This is a genomic window from Corynebacterium sp. NPDC104732 (assembly GCF_055583565.1).
The window spans coordinates 1-22,788 of sequence record NZ_JBVJNS010000002.1 but is presented as its reverse complement, the minus strand read 5'-3'; the positions used below and the strand labels follow the sequence as shown (position 1 = coordinate 22,788).

Sequence of the window (22,788 nt, the reverse complement as noted above, 5' to 3'; positions counted from 1 at the left end):
GTGATGATTCGACGTAGCGCAGCCCTGGCCCTTGCGATGATGCTGGCCGGGTGTTCCGCGCAGCCAGGCCCCGCCCCGGTGCAACCCGAGGATGAGACCACGGGCAGCGTCACCGTGGTGCCCGAAGTACCGGTGGAAAAGAAGAACCGCAACGAAATCATCGTTGGGATTGACCCCATCCACAATGGGCTGAACCCGCACCTTGTTTCCGACGATTCTGCCTTCGTGCAGTCCCTGGCCCGGCTGGTGCTGCCCAGCGCATTTAACGACGGCGCCATGAACCGCGATCTCCTAGAAAGCGCGCGGGAAATCCCTGCCATCGGTGGCGCAGCACAAACCGTCGAATACCGCATCGCTCCGGAGGCCCAATGGTCCGACGGCTCCCCCATCACCGGTGCAGACTTTCAGTACTTGTGGCACAACCTGGCACACCAACCCGGTGTCATCAACCGGGCCGGCTACCAGCAGATTAAGGAAATCACCACCGCGGAAGGCGGGAAATTGGTGACGGTTTCTTTCAGCAATAAGGTCGAGGACTGGCAAAGCCTGTTCACCAACTTGCTGCCGAGCCACCTGTTTTCCGTCGGCACGGAATCTTTCGATCGGGTGCTCGCCACCACCGTTCCCGCATCGGCCGGACGGTACATGGTTCGTAGTGTGGACCGACGCCGGGGAGTGATCGAGCTGGCGCGAAATGACAGGTTTTGGGGCGAACGCCCAGCCGACGTGGAATTGCTTACCTTCCGGGAAATCGGTTCGGTGTCCAATATCATTGAAATGATGCGCAATAAGCAGCTTAGCTTCGCACACATCACCCCAGCAGAAACCACGATGGACGCGCTCACCTTAGCCGGAGGAGTGCAAACCAGGGTGGTAGATCGGGATTCTTACCTCACGGCAACCTTTAACTCGGTGGCCCTGCCTGATGCAGCGGACCGAAAGGCTGTGGCGTCTCTACTGGATGTGCCCCTGCTCGCTCGTCTCGCTGCTGGCCGTTCCGCCGATCTCGGTGTGGCAGAAGGACAGCCGAAACCAGCCGGTGACCCGGAGAAACTTCGGGAGCTAGGGCGCCCGATTCGTATCGCGGTGGACCCAGCAGACGAAACCGCCCGATCCGCAGCCTCTGCTATTGCCGACATGCTTCGCTCCCATTCCATCCCCGCGGACTTGGTGCAAAGCGACATGGCTGACATCTCGGCAAAGAAAGTTCCTGCTGGTGAGGTAGACGTCGTGGTCTCGTGGCAGCGGAAGAAAACCGACGTGGCCACTGTGGCGAGCACCTACCTCTGCCCAGGGCCGGACGCGATCGCACGAGCAACGCTCACCGGCTGGTGTGATGCCGGGACCGACGCCGAACTGCTCGCAGGCTTGGCCGGGCAACGATCCAAGGAAGGTATCCTCCAGCTCGCCGGTCAGCTGAATGAGGAGCAGCTCCTCGAGGTGCCCATCCTGGTGGATCGTAGGGTAGACATTCTGGGGTCCGGAATTGTGGGGCCTGCCCCGCGACTGGAAGAATGGCCCACGATGCCGGCGGCGTCCGTTATCGCGACCGCGCACGAGTGGAAAGACGACAAACAATGATCCGTGACTTGGTAGGGCTGCGCGTTGTAGCAGTACACGCGCACCCCGACGATGAAGCCATTTGGACTGGTGGGGCGCTCGCCGAGCTGAGCCAGCGCGGCGCCGACGTCACTGTGGTGACCTGCACCTTGGGTGAACAAGGCGAGGTCATCGGCGAACCCTTCGCCCAGCTGGTAGCAGATCAGGCAGATCAGCTGGGCGGCTTCCGCGTTGCCGAGCTAGCCGCCTCCCTCGCCGCGCTCGGGGTGCGCGGACACTTCCTTGGTGGCGCTGCGCGATGGCGCGATTCCGGCATGATCGGGGACCCAGCCAACGACGACCCCCGCGCGTTCCTCCATTCCGGCGAACAATCGCAGCAGCAGCTCACCACACTTTTCGACGCCCTTCGCCCCCACCTCGTGCTCACCTACGGGCCCGATGGTGGCTACGGCCACCCGGACCACATTCGCGCCCACGAGATTACCCACGGGGCGGCCGCGCAATGCCAGGTGCCACCGCAGCGGATCATGTGGGCTGTGACCAGCTGGGAGCCGTTGACTGCGGGGCTGGCGGACATCGCCTCCATCCCACCAGGCTGGCGGCGGGCTGTGGACGGTGAGCTCGCGTGCGTCGATAAGCATGACGTTGAGCTGCAGCTTTCCGACGCCACCTACGCGGCCAAGGCGTCGGCAATGCGGGCCCACCCCACGCAGCTGTGGCTTGCCGACGGCACCGTCTCCCCAGTCAACCCCGTAGCGGCGCACGCCACGTTGGAGTCAACGGATCGGGCAGGCCTGGTCTTTGCACTCAGCAACCTGATCGCCCAACCATTGTTGCGCACTGAGCACTACCAGTTAGGGTTTGGCACAGAGATCACCGATCGGTCCGACATGACAGCGGGGCTCACGTGGTAGAACAACAAGGTTTCACCTACACTGACCACTCTATGGGGGAGAAGATTTTCGGGCTGTTCTGGCTCAGTCTCGGTGCGCTACTCAGCGTAGTACTGGAAGTGGTGTACCTCGGCACCTGGATCACCCTGCCCGACGGCAGCGCGGTGGCGTTCCCGTACCCGATTCTTATAGCCTTCTTGTTTAACGGAGTTCTCACCAAGACCGCCCGCCTCTGGACCGCCAACATGGGGGGATACCTCGTTCCCCTGACCGTGTGGATCCTCGGTTTTCTCGCCCTGACTTTCTGGGTAAGCATTTCTGGGGATACTCTAGTGGGGGCGAATCCTCGGAGCCTCGGGCTGCTCGCAGCCGGACTCGCCGGGGGCTTGTGGCCACTCATGCGACCCCAAGTGGCACAATAGAGCACATTGATTACCTCCCCACACTGGGTGGGGACCATCGTCGAAGGAATTTAGAACCCGATGACTTACACCATTGCGCAACCTTGCGTCGACGTCATGGACAAAGCATGCGTCGAAGAATGCCCAGTTGACTGCATCTACGAAGGCAAGCGCTCCCTGTACATCCACCCTGACGAGTGCGTTGACTGCGGTGCCTGCGAACCAGTGTGCCCAGTGGAAGCAATCTTCTACGAGGACGACGTGCCAGACGAGTGGATCGACTACAACGACGCCAACGCCGCCTTCTTCGATGAACTCGGCTCCCCAGGCGGCGCCGCCAAGCTCGGCCCACAAGACTTCGACGCTGAGCTCGTCGCTAAGCTCCCACCGCAGGTCAACGACTAATGCCAACCCGCCCGCGTGATGTCCTAGGCAGCCGACTGCCCGAGTTCCCTTGGGATACGCTTTCCGCCGCCCGTGAGCGCGCGTCCCAGCACCCCGAGGGCCTCATCGACCTGTCCATCGGCACCCCGATCGATGACGTCGCGCCGGGTATCCAATTGGCCCTCGTCGGTGCCGCCGCTTACCCCGGATACCCGCCCACCGAGGGGATTGCTGGGTTGCGGGAAGAGATCGCCTCTTGGCTGGACCGTCGCTACGGTGTGTCTGGGCTCGGCCCGGATCATGTCCAGCCGGTGGTGGGAACCAAGGAAGCTGTGGCCCTCACCCCGCTGATGCTGGGTATTGGCGCTGGCCACACTGTGGTCATTCCCGAGGTGGCGTACCCAACCTATGAGGTGGCCGCCCTCACCGCGGGTGCCGAGGCCGTGCGGGCAGATTCCCTGACGAAGCTGGGGCCGATGACGCCGTCGCTCATCTACCTCAACACGCCTGCCAACCCGACCGGTAAAGTGCTCGGACTCGAACACCTGAAAAAAGTAGTGTCCTGGGCCCAGGAACGTGGCGTGATCGTAGTATCCGACGAGTGCTACATCGGTCTCGGCTGGGATGATGACAACCCGCCGGTATCGATCTTGGATCCGCGCGTCAACAAGGGGAACCTCACTGGGCTTCTCGCGTTGCATTCGCTGTCGAAATCCTCGAACCTCGCGTCCTACCGATTCGGTTTCTTCGCCGGGGACCCCGCACTCATCGCTGAGTTGCGCCTCGCCCGCAAGCACCTGGGCCTGATGGTGTCGCACGCTGTTCAGCACGCGGCGCTCGCTGCGCTGCGTGACGACGAGCAAGAAGCCCTCCAAAAGCTGCGCTACGCCAAGCGTCGCGCGAAGCTGATGCGCGCGCTTATCGACGCCGGCTGTACCATCACCGATTCCGAAGCCGGACTCTACCTGTGGGCAACGCGCGGCGAACCCGGGCGAGACACCGTCGCATGGCTCGCCGAACACGGCATTTTGGTGGCGCCGGGCGAATTTTACGGCCCCAAGGGAAACGATTACGTGCGCGTCGCACTGACCGGCTCAGACGAAGCCATTGACGCCGCCTGCGCACGCCTTGGCTAAGGTTCCCATCCCGGCGCGAGACGGGATTTCACCGCTGCGTGTAGTGCTGCGCTCAGTGGTGCCCTCCGATCGCACTTACTACGCCGGTGCTTCCGGGGACAGCGGGTTTGCATTCGGATCCGTGCTGGAACCGGGTACTGTGCTGCCAAAACCGACCCCTGCCTGGTATCACGAAGAAGTCCCGCCCGAGGATCCCATTCCGTTCCAGGAAATTCCGGTATTTCAGGGGTGTGGCCTTATGGTCGTCGATAAGCCCGCGTTTGTACCAAGCACCCCCAACGGCCGGATCGTGCGGGAAACCGTGCAAACCCGACAGCGCGTAGCCACCGGAAATGATGACATCGTGGCCGTGCATCGCCTCGACCGCCTCACGTGCGGGCTGCTGGCGCTGTCCACATCTGCTGAAACCCGCGGGTTCTACCAACAGCAATTCGCTCAGCGACATGCCAAGAAACGCTATCGGGCGGTGGTATCCGGCAACCTGCCCTTGGGGACAGAATGGCAGACCTTCGAACTGCCAATGCTGAAAGTGAAAGGGGAGCGGCAAGTGCGCGTGGACACCCGTGGGAAAAAGACCGTGACGAGGGCGCGGCTGTTGCAGAACAGCCTGGTGGAACTTGAACCACTGACCGGACATACCCATCAACTGCGGGTGCTGTGCTCGCATCTAGGGGCACCGATCGACGGGGACGATACCTATCCGATAGACAAAGGGCTGCAACTTGATAACTTTTCAGACACGCTCAAACTCTGCGCCACCCACCTTGAACTGGACTTATGGGGCGGTGTGGGGCGCGGGGTGTGGACTTCGCCACGTCTTGTCGAATCGGGTTTCTGGGCAAGCACCGAGTAAGATTGTGCAGATTAGCCCTGTCAACAAATTAGAAGAGTTACGTTGTGCTTAGTGAACGTCTGAGGACGAATACTCGTCAGTTCATCAAATTCGGCATCGTCGGCGGCTCAGGAGTACCCGTCAACCTACTGGTGGCGTACCTCGCCCTGAAAATCTCCGTATTCTCTGGCGGGCCGGACTACCACGAAGCCGTGCTCGGGATCCCCTGCACCCCCTTCAATATCCGTGGCTTCCACGTATTTCAAGCCATCGCCTTCCTCGTAGCCAACATGTGGAACTACCAGCTCAACCGCACATGGACATTTGGCGGACTGGAAAAACGCAGCTGGCTACGCGGGTTCTTCCCCTTCCTCACCACAGGGCTGCTCGCCCTGCTCGTGCAAATGGCAGTCTCCACACTCATGCTCAACCCAACGTCACCACTGGCACTCCCAGACTTCCTCGATGACTCCTCAGGGCTGAAAAACCGGTTCTACTGGGCACAAGCGATCTCCATCCTGGTGGCCATGCCGGTGAACTTCATCATCAACAAGCTATGGGCGTTCCGGACAAAGAAACCGACGCATGTAGTCATCGAAGCCGATCCTAGATAGGGGCGTGCTGGATTTGGTAATGCAAAATGACTTTTTCGGGGGATTTTCGTCAGTTTGAATTACCAGATTCGGCATCGCTAGTCTTCTAGTTCACTCTCGATACGCCGCTGATCGCGCTTTCGCAGCCATCCTGTATACAGCGGGGTGATGAGCATTACGGCCACAAATCCAGCAATTGCGCCGGTGACCGTGCCGTTGGCGTAGAAGGGTGTGCCAGCGTTGTTTGAGATGAGCGCGGCAATCCACGCCACGACGACGGCCACTATGAAGGCCCATTCCCAACCCCAGAGGTGCCTAAAGTTGCTGAGTTTAGGGTGTGGGACTGTTCGGCTGAGCCACTTAGTGCTGGTGAAGGTGCCAATTGAGATGGGGATTAACGCGAGGAATGAGAGATAGGCCTGTCGGCCGTCGAGAAGCCAGGCGAGCAGTGGCGCCATGGCCAGGCTGAGGTAGTTGGTCCAGTACATGCCTGCCGTGGCGGATTTGTGCAGTTGGGCGCGCTCAAACTCGTCTGTGTAGAAGCTTTCGGCGCGGGCGATAATGCGGTCATTGATTGTCATTTTTAGCTCCTTTCCTGTTCGCGTCCAAAGACGCGTTCAACTGTTTCACCAAGTACGTGGCAGATATCAAGAGCTAGGTGTACGGAAGGGGAGTAGTTGCCTCTCTCAATATTGGCGATTGTTTGTCTGGATACTCCCACCTGTTTCGCAAGTTCCGCTTGTGATAGCTCGTTCCAGCGGCGGAGTTTGCGAACCATGTTGGAGTTAAGTTCTTCTCCCATAATGGCTCCTTTCGTTTTCTTAGTGTAAATAAAACTAGACATTATGGCAAGGGGGTAGGCGTAAAAAAAATCCTCCCCAGAGAGGGAGGAGAGGAGGGTTGGGCTGCGGAAATCGAGCGTACGGATGGGACTTTTAAGCGCTGAAAAATCCCATACGTACGCTCGATTTCGCACCCTAACTATTTACGGGCCCACGGTGACGCGCCCTGCACCTTGGCATTGACGACCGATGCGATAAAGAGGCCGGTGAACATGATTGCGGCAGAGGTTAGCTGGACGCGGGCAGTGGCGTCGCTAAGCATCAGCGCAGCAAGTGCGGCCAGCGCAAGTAGCGTGACCCACGTCAGCCACGGGTATGCCCACATGCGCACCTTCAAATCGAAGCGCCGTTCAAGCTCAGGGCGCAGTCGCAGCTGGGACACAGCGATAAAAGCCCACACGATGAGCAATGACGCGCCCGCAGAGTTCAGCATGAACCCGAGCAACCAGCCCGTATCGATGTAATTCAGCACCACCATCACGACGCTCAGCACAATAGACAAAATGATGGCAGGAAGCGGGACGTTGGCGCCAGAAGTGCGCGCAAAAAGCTCCGGAGCCTCGCCCCGCTTCGCCAGCGAGTACAGCATGCGTGAGCTGGCGAAAATCTGGGCGTTAAACGCGGACAGCAACGCCAGGACGATCACCACATCCATCACCATCGCGATCCCGGGGATGCCCGCCAGCTCCAGCACCTGCGTGAACGGGCTTTCCGCAGCTCCTTCCGCCGCGCCTAAGGACGACCATGGCAGCAAAAATGTAATGACCAGAACAGATCCGAGATAAAACACCGAGATTCGGGTAATAGTCGTTTTCACGGCATTGACGAGCGAGTGCTCGGGGTCCTCGGACTCGGCAGCTGCAATAGCGACGACCTCAATACCGCCAAACGCAAACGCTACCGCCAGGATTGCCGTGGCGACGCCGCCGATGCCGTTGGGAAGAAAACCATCTGCCAAAAAGACCTGCGTGCCCACCATTTCGTTGCCGGGAATGATGTGGAGGATCAAGCCAAGACCAATCGTTAAGAACACCACCAGCACGGCCACCTTAATAAAAGCGAACCAGAACTCGAACTCGCCGAACGCGCGCACACGCAGCAGATTGATGACCGCAAAAAACACCACAAACACAGTCGCCGGGATCCAAGGCTCCACCCCGAACCAGGAACCAACCAGGGCGGAGGCGCCGGTTAACTCCGCGCCAAGCACGGCAATGGTGGCGAGCCAATAAATCCACCCTTGTACGAATCCAGCCCAGCGCCCGATTCCCATCTCTGCATATTCGGAAAAACTACCGGAAGCTGGCACAACCGAACCGATTTCACCGAGCATGCGCATGACCAGCACAGCGAGCGAACCAGCGAACATGTAAGCAAGTAGCACGGCTGGACCGGCAGCCTTAATCCCTACGCCCGAGCCAAGGAACAATCCTGCACCAATGGTGGAGCCAAGGCCCATCATGGTGAGGTGCCGGACTTTCAGCCCGTTGCCTAGGGATGACGCAGAAGAGTGCATAGTTCGCTAACTTTCATGATCGCGGGGACGTGGGGTGATGTGGCACCACAACTGCAGTGTAAAGGGTGAGCTTCGGGCACGAAAAAGCGGGTCCAACATGTAAAACTGTTGGACCCGCGAAGTGGGGAGAAGATCTAAATCTTGTTCTTGTTGCGCGTGGTGAAGCTCAATGCCACCAACACCAAAGTCACGATGGTGACGGAGGTGATTTGGCCACGTGCGGACTCATCAAACAACATCAACACGGTCAGGCCGATCAGTGCGATGACGGTCAGCCATGGCAGGACTGGGAAACCCCACATCCGCACGCTGAGCTCGCCGTTGGCTTCCATCTCGCGGTGCAACCGCAGGTGGCTAAAGCAAATCATGAGCCAGATGACGATCAAGCAGCCGCCAACAGCATTCAGAAGGAACGTGAGCAGACCAGCTGGGTTCCAGTACTGCAGGCCAACAGACGCGAAGGCAAAGACCATGGAGAGCAACACGGCGTTGTTGGGAACCTTTGCGGCGTTGAGCTTGGCGAAGAACGCCGGAGCATCCTTCTTCTCTGCCAAGGCGTACACCAGGCGGGAGGTGGCGTAGATCTGAGCATTGAATGCCGAGAGCAGCGCCAGGACGATGACGGCTTCCATGATCTGAGCGATACCAGGAATGCCAGCCTGCCCCAGGATTATAGTGAATGGGGACTCCGCAGCGGTCTTTGCGCCGCCGATTTCGTCGTACGGTAGCAGGAAGCAAATCGCGAGCACAGAGCCGAGGTAGAACAGGGAGATACGCCAGATCACGGAACGCACCGCGGTGCCGATTGCTGCAGAAGGGTTTTCGGATTCCGCAGCGGCGATGGTGACAATTTCGATACCGCCGAATGCGAAGGCAACTGCCAGCAGGCCAGCGGCAACACCGGTGATGCCGTTCGGCATGAAGCCGTTGTCACCAATGAAGTTCTTGGTTCCCACAAACTCGGTGCCTGGGAGGAGCCCGAAAATCATCAAGACCGAGATCGCCAGGAACACGATAATGACGGCGACCTTGATAAAAGCGAACCAGAACTCAAACTCGCCGAAGCCGCGCACCTGCATGAGGTTCACGACGGCGAAACCCACCACGCAGACCAGGGCGGGAATCCACGGGTCAACGCCGAACCAGCTACTCATGATGGCGGCAGCTCCGGTCATTTCGGCGCCCATCACCATCACAAGCATGAACCAGTACAGCCAGCCGAGGGTAAAGCCAGCCCAGTGGCCGAAGGCCATTTCGGCGTAGGTGGAAAAGGATCCGGATGCTGGGCGTGCCGCGGCCATTTCACCGAGCATCTGCATCACGAAGATAACGATGATGCCTGCTGCAATGTATGCAAGCAAGACTGCAGGGCCGGCAAGTTGAATGCCCACGCCGGTGCCCAAAAACAGGCCGGCGCCAATCGCCGAGCCGAGGCCCATCATTGTGAGGTGGCGGGTCTTTAGCCCGTGACCCAAGTCAGTTTTAGTGCGTTCCGCAATTGTCATGTCTCAACTATTCCGTGCGTGCATAACATTCACCAACTTGAGTATTAAAAACCCGCGAAAAACGAGACAAACTGTCCCAGTTTCCCCAAATTTAGGGGTGATGGGCGCGCAGAAGCGAAAACCAGGGTATTAGAGCAGTTAAGAAGTTATTTGGCGAGCAACTGGTTCTGGGTGGTGCGCTTCCCTGAGGATCATCCAATTATCCTGGCCAGCGATGCTGCTGGCCGGAGCGATGGAATCAGTGTCTGGGAAGTACAGGCTGGTATCCGGTTCGATGATCAGGTTCGTGCCGATATGACAGTTATTGCCCAGGTCAACACCGATTACGCCACTAGCCACCCCGAACGTGCAGGCCTTACCTACCCGGAGAGGATGGCGTTTGCCATCCTTGCCCTTCAATCCCATCAACACTGCGCTCAGCTCGATGGTGCAGTCCTCGTCAATAACAACCGACGACGACACACGGCCCTCGATGCGCGCAGGCCCCAGCGAACCCGCGTTAAAGGAGACGAAACCTTCGCGCAGTACCGAGGTGCCCGGCGCGAGGTAAGCACCCAGTCGGACACGCTCAGCTTCCGCGATACGGATCCCAGACGGAACCACATAATCGACCATGCGAGGAAGCCTGTCCACGGCGTAAACGTGAATCAAGCCACGGGACCGCAGCGCGCGACGGACGTATTCAAAGTTCGTGGGAAGGCAAGGCCCCTTGTTTGTCCACACCACGGTAGCCAAAATCCGCAGCGAGCCTTCCATGTTCATCTTTCCGGGTTCCACCAGTCGGTGGGAGAGCAGATGAAGGCGGAGGTACACGTCATGAGCATCTACCGGGGGCTGCGTGAGATCTGCGATCCGGGTACGAACAGCAACCTGCTCCACCATGCGGTCTTCATCTATTCCCACCAGAGACAGCATCTTTGGTGTGAGATCCTGAGCGCCGAGGCGAACGGTGTCCGATTCTGGCACATTATTTTTTGGCCAACGCTTCAGCTGGGGTGCCGGGTACCAGGTATCAAGAACCGTACCGTCGGCTGCGATGTTTGCAATTCCGTCTGCCAATGCGCCCACAATCGTCATACGTCCAGTCTAAAGGGTATTGCGCAAAAGCATGTACCGAGAGCGATGAATGGTGATTCGGCAAGCAAAGGATGCTGAAAACCACTAGCGTCGAATACTGACAAAGTGAACAACGATGCACTGAAAGAGGTTCATAGTGGCGCCCAGCAAGACCCCGAATGAGGATAAGAAGCGTATGCTGCGCGGCCCGGTGTTGTTGCGGCATGCTGGGCCTCAGGAAAGTACTACGGACCAGCGTTTGCTGGACCAGCAGCACAATATTGACTGGCTGCACACCGACCCTTGGCGAGTGCTGCGTATTCAAAGCGAGTTCGTGAGCGGTTTCGGTGCGTTGGCTGAGATGCCGCTGGCTGTGACTGTGTTCGGTTCGGCCCGCATTAAGGAAGATCACCCGTACTACGAGCAGGGGCAGCGCCTGGGTGAGGAGTTGGTCAAGGCTGGCTACGCAGTCATCACCGGTGGTGGACCAGGATTGATGGAGGCTCCGAACCGTGGTGCTTCGGAAGCGGATGGGCTATCGGTGGGCCTGGGCATTGAGCTTCCGCATGAGCAGGCTCTTAACGCCTGGGTGGATCTGGGCTTAAACTTTCGGTACTTCTTCGTCCGTAAGACGATGTTCCTGAAGTACTCGCAGGCGTTCGTGTGCTTGCCGGGCGGTTTTGGCACGCTCGACGAGCTGTTTGAAGCGCTGTGTATGGTGCAGACCGGCAAGATCACTAACTATCCCATCGTGCTGATCGGCACCGATTTCTGGGGCGGACTAGTGGAATGGATCAAGGATCGCCTGATCGGTGAAGGAATGATCAGCGACAAGGACACGGACTTGTTTATGGTGACGGATTCCGTGGAGGAAGCCATCGAGTACATCGTCGATGAGCATGAGCACTTGCGACAGGGAGAGCCGGCCGCGGGCGGGCAGGCCCCCGAGGCCTCAGAGGTCGCTGCGGGGATGAGCAACGTTTAGATGAAGCCTCAGGTGAGATCCGGGTTCGCTGATCCCGCACACCCGGAGTTAGCGGTGGTCATGGCGATCGTGAATAGAACCCCCGATTCCTTTTACGACAAGGGGGCGACGTTTGCCGTCGATAAGGCAGTGCAAGCGGCGGTGGCGGCGGCCGAGCAGGGCGCGCGCATCATTGACATCGGCGGGGTGAAGGCGGGGCCAGGGCCACTTGTCGACGCCGCAGCGGAAATCGATCGAGTTGTCCCCTTGATCTCAGAGCTGCATCAGCGCTGCCCAGGGGTAGCGATCTCTGTGGATACTTGGCGCAGTGAGGTTGCGGACCGCGCCATCGCTGCGGGCGCCACGCTGGTCAATGACACGTGGGCTGGGCACGACCCAGAACTGGTAGCAGTGGCGGGGCAACACCGAGTGGGGTACGTCTGTTCGCACACCGGTGGCGCGATCCCACGCACCCGCCCGTACCGCGTGCATTACGACGACGTGGTGGCCGACGTGATTGCGGAAACTACCCGCCAGGCCGAACGTGCCGTGGCCTGTGGCGTGCCCGAAAACCTGGTGTTTATCGATCCCACCCACGATTTTGGCAAGAACACGTTCCATGGCCTGGAGTTACTGCGGCGCATCGACGAGATCGTAGCTACTGGGTGGCCTGTGTTGATGGCGCTGTCGAACAAGGACTTTGTGGGTGAGACTGTGGGACGGGACGTGAGCCAGCGGGTCCCCGGGACTCTCGCGGCTACCGCCTGGTCAGCAGCCCGTGGCGTGGCGGCGTTCCGGGCGCATCAAGTAACGGAAACCATTGACGTGATTCATATGACCGGCGCCATCGCTGGGATTGTGCCCCCGAAGCGCACCATCCGAGGTCTGGTGTGAACGAACTTCTGGCGCGCACGAGCGTGGTCATTCCAGCGCTGAATGAAGAAGCGACGGTGGGGGAGGTGGTAGCTTCCGTTCGTGCCGACGATCCCTGTGAGGTACTCGTGATCGACTCCGATTCCACCGACCGCACAGCACACGTAGCAGCGCAGGCGGGGGCCACGGTGCTGAATTGGCGCGACATCCTGCCCCAGATCCCACCGGTTCCGGGAAAAGGAGAGGCGCTTTGGCGAGGCGTAGCGGCGGCGCGCGGCGAGTTCATCGCATTTGTGGACGCTGACTTGATCCAGCCACGTGCCCACCTGGTGCGTGACCTGGTACAGCCCTTCGCCAATCCCGAAATCCAGCTGGTGAAAGCCCGTTACGAGCGCGGGTTTCATGGCGCCCGAACTGGCGGCGGCCGGGTCACCGAACTGGCCGCCAAGCCCTTGCTCCGGCAGCTGTTTCCGGAGTTGGCTGGCATTGCCCAACCCCTATCTGGGGAATATGCGATTAGGCGGGACATCGCCAGGCAGCTGCCGTTCACCGCAGGTTATGGCGTGGAGGTGGGGATCCTACTGGACGTCGCGCAGCTGCGCGGGGTAGCGGCAATAGCTCAGGTTGATTTGGGAGCCCGGCACCACCGGAATCGGCCCCTTGCTGAGTTGGCGCCCATGGCGGACGTGGTGGTGGCCACGGTGCTGTCACGGGTGCCCGGTCTGCGTGAGGGAGTGCTCACACCTGCTCAGTGCCCCGAGCAGCGCCCGCCCCTTGCTACGCTATGACGAATAGCTGTTGTCGGACTGTGGAAGGTCGCCGTCGTGCTCGTGTGGATGTCGTACTTGGTGGGCTTGGCTGTTGTGGTCGCCGTGCTCACGGTGGTGTTCGGTAAGGCCTTTGGTCGGGGGGAAATCATGCCACCGTTGGTGGATAACCTTGACCTGCAAGAACTCAACAGAGAGGCCGTGGCCCAGCAGCAATATGATGTGGTGCGCTTCGATACTGTCCTGCGCGGGTACCGCCAGGACCAGGTTGACGCCGTATTGGAGCAGCTCATTACCCAACTAGATGAGGCACGGGCCGAGCTTGCCACAGCGACTAAAAAACCAGGGATTGTGCCATAGTTTTAAATTCCGTGAGTGATAATAGGGCAGGGACCTGGTGTTTTTAATTTCACCTAACTCACGGCAGTGTGTTTTGAACTAGGATGGTCAGTTAAGGACACACGCTTTTAAAGAATAGGAGCTGACTCATCGTGGCAGCCATGAAGCCAAGGACAGGCAACGGTCCGATGGAAGCGGTCGAAGAAGGCCGGAAGATCGTAATGCGTATTCCAACTGACGGTGGCGGCCGCCTGGTGGTCGAACTTAACAAGGAAGAGGCAGCCGAGCTTGGTGCGTTGCTCGTAGAGGCTTCCAGCTAACTTTTCCCTGTCGTGACACCACGCCTGTTTTCGTGGTGTCTTTTTTATTCCCATGCTTTAACGAAAGGTGCGCAGATGCTGCGTGACATCATCGACATTCTTGCCGACCCTTCCGACGGCACCGACCTGCAGCTTACCGACGACGATCGCCGCGTCATCTCGACCAGCGGCCATAGCTTTGATGTTGCCCGCCAAGGGTACGTGTCGTTGATTGCGGGCGAGGGCCTGAAACATACCGGTGATGATGCAGCGATGGTTCAGTCGCGGGAAACGTTCCTGTCTCGGGGGCACTTTGCCCCCTTCGTGGAAGCTGTCTCCGAGCATATCCACCAGGTGCTTGACGAGGCAGGAGTATCGGATGACCACCCCCCGGTGATTGTCGAAATTGGTGCCGGTACAGGCTACTACCTAGCGCATGCCCTGGATGATGTGGCGGATTCGCGTGGCGTCGGCATCGACGTTTCCGTACCTGCAGCAAAGCACCTGGCTAAGTGTCACCCACGCGTGGGGGCCGTGGTTGCTGATGCGTGGCAGCGCCTTCCGATCCGGGACAACTCAGTTGATGTCATTACTGTTATTTTCGCGCCGCGCAATCCGCAGGAGTTTGCCCGGATCCTCCGCGAAAACGGCGAGGTGATCGTGCTGACCGCTCATCCCGGCCACCTGGATGAGCTGCGCGAGCCACTGGGGATCATTGGCGTGGAAGCAGGCAAAATTGACCACTTGCTGGAGAAGTCCCAGGGGTTCCTGACCCGGGTGGGGGAGGACACCCTCATTGAATTCCCCATGGAGCTGGACCGTGACTCCATTGCGGCGCAGATCGGCATGAGCCCTTCTGCGCGCCACATTGAAAAGGAGGAACTGGCCCGCAGGATCGCGAAGCTGCCGGACAAGATGACTGTGACGGCCAAAGCGCAGATCACCCGCCTGCGCAGGGCCTAGGGGCATACGAGTTAGTTGTCCTCGCCGGGGAAGGCTGGCTCAATGCCGTGAATCTTCGGTGCTTCGAGCGGGAAGATTGCTGCCTCCTGCTCGATGATCGCCTCGCCTACGGTCGTGACCTGGAAATCGACGATGGGGGACTGCGCGTAGAGGCGACTTGCCATGGTCATCGCTCCGCCGTCGGCGTACACCTCCACGGCTGAACCGTCCACGATGATGGTTAGCGCATCGGTGTCTGCGGCGATCAGTGGACCTTCTGCGATGTGATCCCCGGTGTGGTGGGGATTCATTGACCGGTCAAAAGTAAGCAGGTCCCCCTGATGCGCAATGACCGCGGCGGTGCGGCCTTGGTCGTCGATAAGCGCGACGCGTACCTCAGCATTGGTGGCGGAGGTATCGATGAGGCCGGTGTACATGCAGGCGCGATCGGAGCTGCGAATGGCAGTCGGTAGGCCTGGGGTGGGAGTTTGATAAATCAGTCCGTCCTGCAGGGTGGCTACGCGTGGCAGGGTGAGGCAGTTGGCCCAGCCCTCTTCGGTGAGGCTGAGGTGTTGGCTCGGGTCGTCGTAGCGCCCGATTCCGTTCATCAGCCCGAAAAGGTGCGCGGAGGTGTAGTCGGGGGTTTCAGGGATGTCCGGCAAGGCAATGTTGGTATTGCGTGGCCGGGTGAAATCGTGGCCGAAATCCAGGCGCGTGAACGGGGTTTTTACCTGGAAGGTTGTGCCCTTGAGTCGGCCAATGAGGTAGCCGGAAATGTCAATGCCTTCGTGCTCGATAGTGACGAGGAGAGCGTCGTACACCGTGCCGTCGACTTCGTCCTGCAAGCGGATGATACGTGGGCTGACTAGTCGCTCTACCGCCTCCAGGCCGGAGGTACCGTCGAAGGTCAGTGGTCCCCGCAAATTCCAGTCCCGGCGGTCGTAAGAATCCAGCACAACCAACTGAGGATGATCTTGATGACCCGTCACAGCGAGCATCAGCCATCCCTTCAAGGGCTCTCCGGACACCTCATCGAAGTCCCACCGCGGGACAACGCACGGGGAGCGGAAATCATTGAACTCACCCTGGTTGCCAACGACCTGCCCCACGCGACGCACGTGCTTGTCGACGGCCAAAGCGTCATCCGAGATGTCTTCCAGGGTATCGTCGATATCCTCAATGACCGCTGCGTGAATGGAGGTTCCCGTTGGGGTGATCGAGGTGAAGTACAGCTCCACCGCGCCACTGCGGGTACCGATGACAGCTCCCGCGCGCAGCTGCACTTCCCCCTCTTCCGGTGCGAGGGCGTCATCGCAGATGTCCCAATCGAACGGCAACCGGTCCGCAAACTGGTGCGCCCACCGTGCCGGAGCATCCAATTGTGGTTGGTACTGGTGGAACATGTGCCAATGGTCACCGCTGCGGAGCACACCAGCAGGGGCGTTCAAAATGCCCTGCTCAGCGGTGATGTGCAGTTCTGGACGGTGGGTGTAGTAAGTCATTGGCTTTCCTTCGATTGCCGGGGGAGGGATTGCACGTGAAGCAGCTAGATTGTGTGACGCCACTTGCTAGACACAACCAGCGTACCGATTTCTCCATCGGAGGGGCGGGTAGCGACAAGTGGCGACAGCATAAACCGGCCGGATTGAAAGGATCCGACCGGAAATGGAGGCGCGATGCGTCTTACATCAGTGACTTGTACACATCCACGGTCTGCTGGGCGATGGTGGCCCAAGAGAAATCATTGACAGCGCGGTCACGACCGGCCTGTCCCATCTTCTGGGCGTTGTCGCGATCAGCAACCATCTTGTTCACAGCCTCTGCGATGCCGCGCTCGAAACCATCCGGGTCAGACTCGTCGTAGTGGACCAGCGTGCCGGTGGTGCCATCGACCACAACCTCCGGAATACCTCCAACATCGGAAGCCACCACAGCAGTGCCACAGGCCATAGCCTCCAGGTTCACGATGCCGAGCGGTTCGTAAATGGAAGGGCAGACGAAAGTATCAGCGGCGGTGAGGATCTCCTGGATCTTGTCCTTCGGCAGGAACTCTTGAACCCAGAAAATGCCGTCGCGCTGTGCTTGGAGTTCTTCGACCAACGCCTTCGTTTCTGCAGCAATCTCCGGGGTATCCGGTGCGCCGGCGCAGAGAACAAGCTGGACACCGTCGTCGAAAAGCTTAGCGGCCTTCACCAGGTGCCCCACGCCCTTCTGCCTGGTGATACGGCCGACGAATGCGACAATCGGACGTTCAGGATCCACACCCAGCTCCTTGAGAACAGACTGTGGGTTCTCTTCGAACGTCGGGCGAGGCTGCCACAACTGCGTATCAATGCCGTTGAGCACGATTCGGACCTTGCCGGGCTCGATACGAGGGTAGGCGTCGAGGATCGCGTCCTTCATGCGGGCCGACACCGCGATCACTGCGTCGGCGTACTCCATCGCATTCTTCTCCGACCACGAGGACACCTCGTAGCCACCGCCGAGCTGCTCACGCTTCCACGGGCGATGTGGCTCCAACGAGTGCGCAGTGGCAATATGCGGGATGTCGTACAAACGTGCAGCCAAGTGGCCACCAAGCCCCGCGTACCAGGTGTGGGAGTGAACAACGTCCACATTGCTTGCAGCATTAGCCATCCGCAGGCCAGTAGACAAGGTCTGAATGGATGCGTTGGCATCCTTAAGTTCCGGGTCAACGCCGTGAACGAAAACGTTCGCCTCATCACGGGGAGCCCCCATGCAATGCACATCCACCTCGGTGATCTCACGCATGTAGCGGGTGAGCTCAGCAATATGTACACCCGCACCGCCGTAAATCTCCGGTGGGTATTCCTTGGTCATCATTCCAACTCGCATACTTTCGAATGTAGCCATTTGCCCGGTTACCCGCAGCATGTGAGATTTGGGGACTCCAAATGGGGGCGATAACCCCACATTAGGCCGAATGAATAATTAAATATGAAATCATTTTCCCTGCTCAGGGGGTTTTGTGGGGAAAAACTTCTCTGTGCCACTGCAGAAGGTGGTGAATGTAGATACGTTGGAATATGTGAGAACTCAACCCCATGTTTTAGCAATCGTTCTCGCTGGTGGCGAGGGCAAACGTCTGTTTCCGCTCACTGCGGACCGAGCAAAGCCGGCAGTACCATTTGGTGGCACCTACCGACTCATCGATTTCGTACTGTCCAACCTGGTCAACGCAGGATTTATGCAAATCTGCGTCCTGACCCAGTACAAGTCGCATTCCCTTGACCGGCACATCTCCCAATCCTGGCAGCTGTCCGGACTTACCGGCCAATACATCACCCCAGTACCTGCACAGCAGCGCCTGGGCAAGCGCTGGTACACCGGCTCGGCCGACGCTATCCTGCAGTCGCTGAACCTGATCTACGACGAAAACCCGGATTACGTCATCGTGTTCGGTGCCGATCACGTCTACCGCATGGATCCGCGTCAGATGCTCGATGACCACATCAAGTCTGGCAAGTCCGTCACCGTCGCCGGTATTCGCGTGCCACGCGAAGAAGCAACGGCCTTCGGCTGCATTCAGTCCGACGAAGACGGCAACATCACCGAATTTCTGGAAAAGCCTGCTGACCCACCAGGCACCCCGGATGACCCAACCATGACGTACGCGTCCATGGGAAACTACATCTTCACCACGGATGCCCTCATCGCGGCGCTCACCGCCGACGAAGACAACGAGGACTCCGACCACGACATGGGTGGCGACATCATCCCGTACTTCGTGGACAAGGGCGAAGCGAACGTTTATGACTTCTCCGCCAACGCCGTCCCAGGCTCCTCTGACCGTGACAAGGGCTACTGGCGTGACGTAGGTACCATCGACGCCTTCTACGAGGCGCATATGGACCTCATCTCCGTGCACCCGGTGTTCAACCTGTACAACCGCAAGTGGCCTATCCACTGCACGGAAGACGGTAACTTCCCACCAGCGAAGTTCGTCCAAGGCGGCATCGCTCAGTCCTCCATGGTTGCCTCCGGCTGTATCATTTCTGGCGGCACGGTGCGCAATTCGGTGCTGTCGAACAACGTCATCGTGGAGGAAGGCGCCACCGTGGAAGGTGCCGTTCTCATGCCAGGCGTGCGCGTGGGCAAGGGAGCTGTGGTTCGCCACGCCATCCTGGACAAGAACGTGGTGGTCTCCGAAGGCGAATTCATCGGCGTTGATCTTGAGCGCGATGCTTCCCGCTTCACTATCTCCGCTGGCGGAGTGGTCTGTGTCGGAAAGAACCAGCGCGTCTAGAATTCTCACACTTACGCAGCGCCACCCCATTCTTTGCAGTGGGTGGCGCTGTTTTTAGGGTCAAGGGGCAGGATGTGTGTCCGGGCACACATTGTGTTGCTTACCCCTGCAAAACCCGGGAAGCGTTCCCCGGGTTTCGGTGAATTTTTTAGGCTTCACACCTGCTATTTCGCTGTTTTGGGCCCGAGATCCGGGGAATGCTTCCCGGGTTTTAGTAAAACTCCAGGGGCCGTGATCAAAGCCCCCAGAGGTGAATTAACAACCGACACACATTTTGTCCCTTAACCCAAAAAGTGTGTCCGACCGACGTGTGGTTGGCGGGACACCATTGTTTCGATCGGTTCTGGTTCCGTTGTAGGGCTGGTACGTGGTTCGGGGAGTGTTTTAAAGGGGCGAACTTTCCAGGTGGAACAGGTCGCACCATCGGCTGTGGATCGGTTAGTAGAGAATTTGAAAAGGAAGTGGCGCTACTACAGGGGCGAGGCTGGTTTTGCTCGAACTTCCTACCAAATGTTTTAGCTGGCGCTCGCCCTGAGAAGTGGGGAGCAAAAGCTGTGTTGCCAGCCAGTAACCGTGACGTGGCTACCAGCTAACATGGCTAGCGCTTGGTAACGATAGTCAGCCCAGCGCCCAGCGGGAGACGAGTAACCAGGGCGCCTGGCATCTCGCGTAGGTAAGCGTCAGTCTCCCGCGCTGCGACGGTGTCGCGATCGGTGCGGGTGGCGTCGGCAAGCGTGCCGTCGAGCAAGGAATCCGCGAGCACCAGGACGCCACCTGAAGCGAGGAGTGGCCAGGCAGCGTCAACGAAGGCGCGCTGATCGACGGGCGCTACATCTCCGTACACGAATTGGTAGGAGTCGTTGGCTAGCCTGCCCATCACTTCGAGTGGGCGGGAGGGGAGGAAACGGAAGCTGGAGGACTTGTAGCCGGCTTCCTGGAAGCACGACTTTGCGTGGCGCTGGTGCTCCGATTCGGGGTCGATGCAGGTCAGGTGACCGCTGTCGCCTAGTCCTTTCAGGAGGTACAAACCGATGACGCTGGCAGCTGGGGTGACCGCGATGGCTCCGGACGCAGCAGGGGTTGCGGCTCCTGCTGCAAGGGTGGCTAACAAAGAGCCAGTGATTGCATCGGGAACCCGAAGTCCAAACTCCTCAGCGTGTTGGAGGGCAGTTTCCAATGCTGGGGTGGATTCGGTGGTGTCGAAGATGTAGGTTCGGAGGGCTTCCATCGCAGTTTCAGTCACGATGCTCAGTGTAGGTCGCCGTGACCTGGTCGTGCGTGATTTTCGGGGCGTGTAACCACAAGTTGTGACAGTAGTAAATGGAAGTGGTGGAAGGGGAGATGTTGCGAAGCCGTGACCGTTCCTTCAGAGGTTTCTCAACTGAAACGGAACAAACTTTCACCTCAGGCGGTTATACATAATGACAGACACACCACCGTGAAACCACAAATTGGTGTTATGACAGAAAGATCAGGCACAATACTTCTATGAGCTCATTCGATTCCCCGGAGCTGCCCGGCGCAGCACACACCGAGGAACCCGCACAGTTGACGGGCACCGCAGCGTTCGATGCTGGACACGCGGACATGCCAACATGGGCGGAACTGGTTGCGGAACACGCAGACAGCGTTTATCGCCTCGCGTTCCGGCTTTCCGGTAACCAACATGACGCGGAAGACCTCACTCAAGAAACCTTCATGCGTGTCTTCCGCTCGCTGAAGAGCTACCAACCAGGAACGTTCGAGGGCTGGCTGCACCGCATCACCACCAACCTGTTTTTGGATATGGTCCGGCACCGGAGCAAAATCCGGATGGAGGCCTTGCCGGAGGACTACGAACGGGTGCCAGGCACGGACCTCACTCCGGAGCAGGCATACTCCGTTTCTAACCTGGATCCAGTTCTGCAGGCAGCGCTGGACCAGCTGAGTCCCGAGTTCCGCGTGGCGGTTGTGCTGTGTGACATGCTGGGGCTTTCTTACGACGAGATAGCCGATACCCTCGGCGTGAAGCTGGGAACTGTCCGCTCGCGGATCCACCGAGGGCGTTCGCAAATCCGAGCGTACCTCGAGCACGCGGCGATCACTGACGAAAATGCACAGCTGCTGTTGCCTGCGCACGTCTAGTATTGACACTAAACGCAACAATCAGTTCTGTCAGGCGAGGAAGGAGGCGTTTTTCCTATGATTTCTCGCGCCTCACGGCCTCACAGGCGGTCCGGTGACAGCGCTGACAAAGCCTCGGAAAAAGCAGCTGAGAAGCCACGCGAGTTCGCATCCGTCGAGCACTTGAGCCCCGAGGCCGTAGCCGGGTTTGTTGACAATGAATTGAGCCCGGTGGCGATGAATCGGGCCCGGATTCACCTCGTGCACTGCCCGGAGTGCCGGGCCGAGGTGATGCAGCAGCGACGGGCGGCGCAGCGCCTCCGGGAAGTTGCTGATGAGGACATTTCAGTGCCCTCCACATTGATGGCGAAACTGACGTTGATCGCGCAAAGCTGCCCCGACGGTCCGGACGCAAAGGACACTGTGCACCCTAAGGGGGCGACGATCCTAGATCGCGTGGAATTTTTCTACCGCGCGGTGCGTCGCAATCAACGCGGTTAGCAGCATGACACGACTTTTGGGTGAAAGCAGACTAAGGTTATAACAGTGTTTACCGATGTTGGCTGGGGCGAAATTTTCGTCATTTTTGTGATTGGTTTGATCGTGATCGGGCCGGAACGGCTCCCCAAGGTCATTCAGGATCTGCGCGCCGCGCTGTTGGCCGCCCGCACCGCAATCAACAATGCCAAGCAGGGGCTCAATGAAGAATTCGGCCCCGAATTTGATGATTTCCGAAAGCCGGTCCAAGAACTCGCCACGCTCACCCGGATGGGGCCACGCGCAGCACTGACCAAAACACTTCTCGAAGGCGACGATTCTTTCTTCGACTCCTTCGACCCAAAGAAAGTCATGGGAGAGGACACCGCCGGCAAAACTGAGCGAGCCCGGGCAGCGCTCTACAACACTGATCCCACACAGCAGACCACCCCGGAAACCACAAAAATTCAGCGCCCAGACCAGGACGAAGACCCCAAAGCCGGCGGGTTCTCCTGGGCGGATATCACCTAAGCTTGCTCCATAATGTCCTTAGCTGCAGCCCGAGCGTAAGGACTTACCCCGAGGATCGTGTCTGCAGCTGGCCCAACCCAATCGCCGTAACCCACCACATGCATTCCCGGTGCGCCGACCACAGCGGTCCCGTTAAGCTCTAAGCGATAACCCCTTAGGTGGCGGAGAGCCGGCCGAAAACCCGTGCACCAAATAACCGCGTCTAGTTCGGTTTCGTGCCCATCGGCCCACACCGCGCTTGACGACGTCAGCCGCGCAAACATCTCGGTTGCCTGCAGCTTGCCCTGGTCCCGGGCTTCCTTCACGGCGGGCACCATGACGATATCCGGCTCTTCCGGTTTTAGAGTGCGTTGATCTTGTCCTGTAGTTGTCCGGAGTGGATCAGGCACCGCAAGATGTAGTGGTTGAGGTTTCGGAATCCCAGGGCGATCCCCCGTAGGTGCTCGAGCCTGCCGTTGATGGCCTCGACCGGCCCGTTGGACGCCCCGATATCGAAGTAGGCGAGCAC

The 22,788-nt window shown here is 59.1% G+C and carries 27 protein-coding genes; 17 read left to right on the top strand and 10 right to left on the bottom strand.

Annotated elements, in window-relative coordinates; genetic code table 11:
- Nucleotides 1-3: 3 nt before the first annotated feature.
- The 7 genes from ACZ6ZO_RS01595 to ACZ6ZO_RS01565 are packed head-to-tail and all read left to right on the top strand — an operon-like array spanning nt 4 to nt 5,820.
- Nucleotides 4-1,581, top strand: a complete 1,578-nt coding sequence (locus ACZ6ZO_RS01595; protein ID WP_465290436.1) for an ABC transporter family substrate-binding protein — start codon at nt 4-6, stop codon at nt 1,579-1,581.
- Nucleotides 1,581-2,474, top strand: a complete 894-nt coding sequence (mshB, locus tag ACZ6ZO_RS01590; protein WP_465290434.1) for an N-acetyl-1-D-myo-inositol-2-amino-2-deoxy-alpha-D-glucopyranoside deacetylase — start codon at nt 1,581-1,583, stop codon at nt 2,472-2,474. Before ACZ6ZO_RS01595 ends, mshB begins: the two co-directional genes overlap by 1 nt.
- A 32-nt stretch (nt 2,475-2,506) precedes the next feature.
- On the top strand, nt 2,507-2,875 hold the full coding sequence (locus tag ACZ6ZO_RS01585) for a hypothetical protein (protein WP_208769052.1): 369 nt from the start codon (nt 2,507-2,509) through the stop codon (nt 2,873-2,875).
- Between the two features lie 60 nt (nt 2,876-2,935).
- Nucleotides 2,936-3,259 carry a ferredoxin gene (gene fdxA / locus ACZ6ZO_RS01580; RefSeq protein WP_182386485.1) on the top strand — a complete coding sequence of 108 codons (324 nt, stop codon included), beginning with the start codon at nt 2,936-2,938 and terminating at the stop codon, nt 3,257-3,259.
- Nucleotides 3,259-4,374 (top strand): succinyldiaminopimelate transaminase, encoded by a 1,116-nt coding sequence (dapC, locus tag ACZ6ZO_RS01575; protein WP_465290026.1) that lies wholly within the window; start codon nt 3,259-3,261, stop codon nt 4,372-4,374. Before fdxA ends, dapC begins: the two co-directional genes overlap by 1 nt.
- Complete coding sequence (locus ACZ6ZO_RS01570) at nt 4,346-5,227, top strand: pseudouridine synthase (protein ID WP_465290024.1); 882 nt, start codon at nt 4,346-4,348, stop codon at nt 5,225-5,227. Before dapC ends, ACZ6ZO_RS01570 begins: the two co-directional genes overlap by 29 nt.
- A 44-nt stretch (nt 5,228-5,271) precedes the next feature.
- Nucleotides 5,272-5,820 (top strand): GtrA family protein, encoded by a 549-nt coding sequence (locus ACZ6ZO_RS01565; protein WP_465290022.1) that lies wholly within the window; start codon nt 5,272-5,274, stop codon nt 5,818-5,820.
- Between the two features lie 77 nt (nt 5,821-5,897).
- On the opposite strand, the gene ACZ6ZO_RS01560 is transcribed toward ACZ6ZO_RS01565, so the two are convergent.
- From ACZ6ZO_RS01560 to ACZ6ZO_RS01540, 5 genes are all read right to left on the bottom strand, one after another.
- A complete protein-coding gene (locus tag ACZ6ZO_RS01560; RefSeq protein ID WP_465290020.1) occupies nt 5,898-6,380 on the bottom strand; it encodes a hypothetical protein in 483 nt (160 codons plus the stop codon).
- A gap of 2 nt (nt 6,381-6,382) precedes the next feature.
- Nucleotides 6,383-6,601: a helix-turn-helix transcriptional regulator gene (locus tag ACZ6ZO_RS01555; protein WP_208769149.1), complete on the bottom strand. Its 219-nt coding sequence runs from the start codon at nt 6,599-6,601 to the stop codon at nt 6,383-6,385.
- Nucleotides 6,602-6,780: 179 nt separating this feature from the next.
- Nucleotides 6,781-8,157 carry an amino acid permease gene (locus tag ACZ6ZO_RS01550; RefSeq protein ID WP_465290017.1) on the bottom strand — a complete coding sequence of 459 codons (1,377 nt, stop codon included), beginning with the start codon at nt 8,155-8,157 and terminating at the stop codon, nt 6,781-6,783.
- A 134-nt stretch (nt 8,158-8,291) separates the two neighbouring features.
- Nucleotides 8,292-9,662, bottom strand: a complete 1,371-nt coding sequence (locus ACZ6ZO_RS01545; RefSeq protein ID WP_465290015.1) for an amino acid permease — start codon at nt 9,660-9,662, stop codon at nt 8,292-8,294.
- Nucleotides 9,663-9,800: 138 nt separating this feature from the next.
- Nucleotides 9,801-10,739, bottom strand: coding sequence for a DapH/DapD/GlmU-related protein (locus ACZ6ZO_RS01540; RefSeq protein ID WP_208769057.1), 939 nt, complete (start codon nt 10,737-10,739; stop codon nt 9,801-9,803).
- Nucleotides 10,740-10,875: 136 nt separating this feature from the next.
- Here ACZ6ZO_RS01540 and ACZ6ZO_RS01535 point away from each other — a divergent pair, with 136 nt between their 5' ends.
- From ACZ6ZO_RS01535 to ACZ6ZO_RS01510, 6 genes are all read left to right on the top strand, one after another.
- On the top strand, nt 10,876-11,703 hold the full coding sequence (locus ACZ6ZO_RS01535) for an LOG family protein (protein WP_208769058.1): 828 nt from the start codon (nt 10,876-10,878) through the stop codon (nt 11,701-11,703).
- A complete protein-coding gene (folP, locus tag ACZ6ZO_RS01530) occupies nt 11,704-12,576 on the top strand; it encodes a dihydropteroate synthase (protein WP_465290013.1) in 873 nt (290 codons plus the stop codon).
- Complete coding sequence (locus ACZ6ZO_RS01525) at nt 12,573-13,343, top strand: glucosyl-3-phosphoglycerate synthase (protein WP_465290011.1); 771 nt, start codon at nt 12,573-12,575, stop codon at nt 13,341-13,343. The genes folP and ACZ6ZO_RS01525 overlap by 4 nt, the downstream gene beginning before the upstream one ends.
- A 36-nt stretch (nt 13,344-13,379) precedes the next feature.
- The gene (locus ACZ6ZO_RS01520; protein WP_182386476.1) at nt 13,380-13,682 is read left to right on the top strand and encodes a DivIVA domain-containing protein; all 303 of its coding nucleotides are present in this window, start codon (nt 13,380-13,382) and stop codon (nt 13,680-13,682) included.
- A 131-nt stretch (nt 13,683-13,813) separates the two neighbouring features.
- Entirely contained in the window at nt 13,814-13,981 is a 168-nt protein-coding gene (locus ACZ6ZO_RS01515) for a DUF3117 domain-containing protein (RefSeq protein WP_182386475.1), read from the top strand.
- A 75-nt stretch (nt 13,982-14,056) separates the two neighbouring features.
- On the top strand, nt 14,057-14,923 hold the full coding sequence (locus ACZ6ZO_RS01510; protein WP_208769062.1) for a methyltransferase domain-containing protein: 867 nt from the start codon (nt 14,057-14,059) through the stop codon (nt 14,921-14,923).
- An 11-nt stretch (nt 14,924-14,934) separates the two neighbouring features.
- Here the strand turns inward: ACZ6ZO_RS01510 and ACZ6ZO_RS01505 are convergent, their stop codons facing one another.
- Both ACZ6ZO_RS01505 and glgA read right to left on the bottom strand, forming a co-directional pair.
- On the bottom strand, nt 14,935-16,404 hold the full coding sequence (locus tag ACZ6ZO_RS01505; RefSeq protein ID WP_465290008.1) for a GH32 C-terminal domain-containing protein: 1,470 nt from the start codon (nt 16,402-16,404) through the stop codon (nt 14,935-14,937).
- Between the two features lie 181 nt (nt 16,405-16,585).
- A complete protein-coding gene (gene glgA, locus ACZ6ZO_RS01500) occupies nt 16,586-17,758 on the bottom strand; it encodes a glycogen synthase (RefSeq protein ID WP_465290006.1) in 1,173 nt (390 codons plus the stop codon).
- Between the two features lie 193 nt (nt 17,759-17,951).
- Between glgA and glgC the strand changes: the two genes are divergently transcribed.
- On the top strand, nt 17,952-19,169 hold the full coding sequence (gene glgC, locus ACZ6ZO_RS01495) for a glucose-1-phosphate adenylyltransferase (protein WP_407926292.1): 1,218 nt from the start codon (nt 17,952-17,954) through the stop codon (nt 19,167-19,169).
- 598 nt (nt 19,170-19,767) lie between these two features.
- On the opposite strand, the gene ACZ6ZO_RS01490 is transcribed toward glgC, so the two are convergent.
- On the bottom strand, nt 19,768-20,397 hold the full coding sequence (locus ACZ6ZO_RS01490) for an O-methyltransferase (RefSeq protein WP_208769151.1): 630 nt from the start codon (nt 20,395-20,397) through the stop codon (nt 19,768-19,770).
- Nucleotides 20,398-20,657: 260 nt separating this feature from the next.
- On the opposite strand from ACZ6ZO_RS01490, the gene sigE reads away from it, so the two are divergent.
- The 3 genes from sigE to tatB are packed head-to-tail and all read left to right on the top strand — an operon-like array spanning nt 20,658 to nt 22,280.
- A complete protein-coding gene (sigE, locus tag ACZ6ZO_RS01485; protein ID WP_182386471.1) occupies nt 20,658-21,293 on the top strand; it encodes an RNA polymerase sigma factor SigE in 636 nt (211 codons plus the stop codon).
- A 60-nt stretch (nt 21,294-21,353) separates the two neighbouring features.
- Nucleotides 21,354-21,773 (top strand): anti-sigma factor family protein, encoded by a 420-nt coding sequence (locus tag ACZ6ZO_RS01480; protein ID WP_420839187.1) that lies wholly within the window; start codon nt 21,354-21,356, stop codon nt 21,771-21,773.
- Between the two features lie 45 nt (nt 21,774-21,818).
- Complete coding sequence (gene tatB, locus ACZ6ZO_RS01475) at nt 21,819-22,280, top strand: Sec-independent protein translocase protein TatB (RefSeq protein WP_208769066.1); 462 nt, start codon at nt 21,819-21,821, stop codon at nt 22,278-22,280.
- On the opposite strand, the gene ACZ6ZO_RS01470 is transcribed toward tatB, so the two are convergent.
- Both ACZ6ZO_RS01470 and ACZ6ZO_RS01465 read right to left on the bottom strand, forming a co-directional pair.
- Nucleotides 22,277-22,585 carry a hypothetical protein gene (locus ACZ6ZO_RS01470; RefSeq protein WP_465290003.1) on the bottom strand — a complete coding sequence of 103 codons (309 nt, stop codon included), beginning with the start codon at nt 22,583-22,585 and terminating at the stop codon, nt 22,277-22,279. The genes tatB and ACZ6ZO_RS01470 overlap by 4 nt on opposite strands.
- 35 nt (nt 22,586-22,620) lie before the next feature.
- Nucleotides 22,621-22,788: transposase (locus ACZ6ZO_RS01465; protein ID WP_465290431.1), on the bottom strand; the 168-nt coding region annotated here is incomplete at its 5' end.

What these genes read in the sequence shown, in the direction of transcription:
- ACZ6ZO_RS01595 (WP_465290436.1), top strand. Translation starts at nt 4, where the DNA reads ATGATTCGACGTAGCGCAGCCCTGGCCCTTGCGATGATGCTGGCCGGG.
- ACZ6ZO_RS01585 (WP_208769052.1), top strand. Translation starts at nt 2,507, where the DNA reads ATGGGGGAGAAGATTTTCGGGCTGTTCTGGCTCAGTCTCGGTGCGCTA.
- fdxA (WP_182386485.1), top strand. Translation starts at nt 2,936, where the DNA reads ATGACTTACACCATTGCGCAACCTTGCGTCGACGTCATGGACAAAGCA.
- dapC (WP_465290026.1), top strand. Translation starts at nt 3,259, where the DNA reads ATGCCAACCCGCCCGCGTGATGTCCTAGGCAGCCGACTGCCCGAGTTC.
- ACZ6ZO_RS01560 (WP_465290020.1), bottom strand. Translation starts at nt 6,380, where the DNA reads ATGACAATCAATGACCGCATTATCGCCCGCGCCGAAAGCTTCTACACA.
- ACZ6ZO_RS01555 (WP_208769149.1), bottom strand. Translation starts at nt 6,601, where the DNA reads ATGGGAGAAGAACTTAACTCCAACATGGTTCGCAAACTCCGCCGCTGG.
- ACZ6ZO_RS01550 (WP_465290017.1), bottom strand. Translation starts at nt 8,157, where the DNA reads ATGCACTCTTCTGCGTCATCCCTAGGCAACGGGCTGAAAGTCCGGCAC.
- ACZ6ZO_RS01545 (WP_465290015.1), bottom strand. Translation starts at nt 9,662, where the DNA reads ATGACAATTGCGGAACGCACTAAAACTGACTTGGGTCACGGGCTAAAG.
- ACZ6ZO_RS01540 (WP_208769057.1), bottom strand. Translation starts at nt 10,739, where the DNA reads ATGACGATTGTGGGCGCATTGGCAGACGGAATTGCAAACATCGCAGCC.
- folP (WP_465290013.1), top strand. Translation starts at nt 11,704, where the DNA reads ATGAAGCCTCAGGTGAGATCCGGGTTCGCTGATCCCGCACACCCGGAG.
- ACZ6ZO_RS01510 (WP_208769062.1), top strand. Translation starts at nt 14,057, where the DNA reads ATGCTGCGTGACATCATCGACATTCTTGCCGACCCTTCCGACGGCACC.
- ACZ6ZO_RS01505 (WP_465290008.1), bottom strand. Translation starts at nt 16,404, where the DNA reads ATGACTTACTACACCCACCGTCCAGAACTGCACATCACCGCTGAGCAG.
- glgA (WP_465290006.1), bottom strand. Translation starts at nt 17,758, where the DNA reads ATGCGAGTTGGAATGATGACCAAGGAATACCCACCGGAGATTTACGGC.
- ACZ6ZO_RS01490 (WP_208769151.1), bottom strand. Translation starts at nt 20,397, where the DNA reads ATGGAAGCCCTCCGAACCTACATCTTCGACACCACCGAATCCACCCCA.
- sigE (WP_182386471.1), top strand. Translation starts at nt 20,658, where the DNA reads ATGAGCTCATTCGATTCCCCGGAGCTGCCCGGCGCAGCACACACCGAG.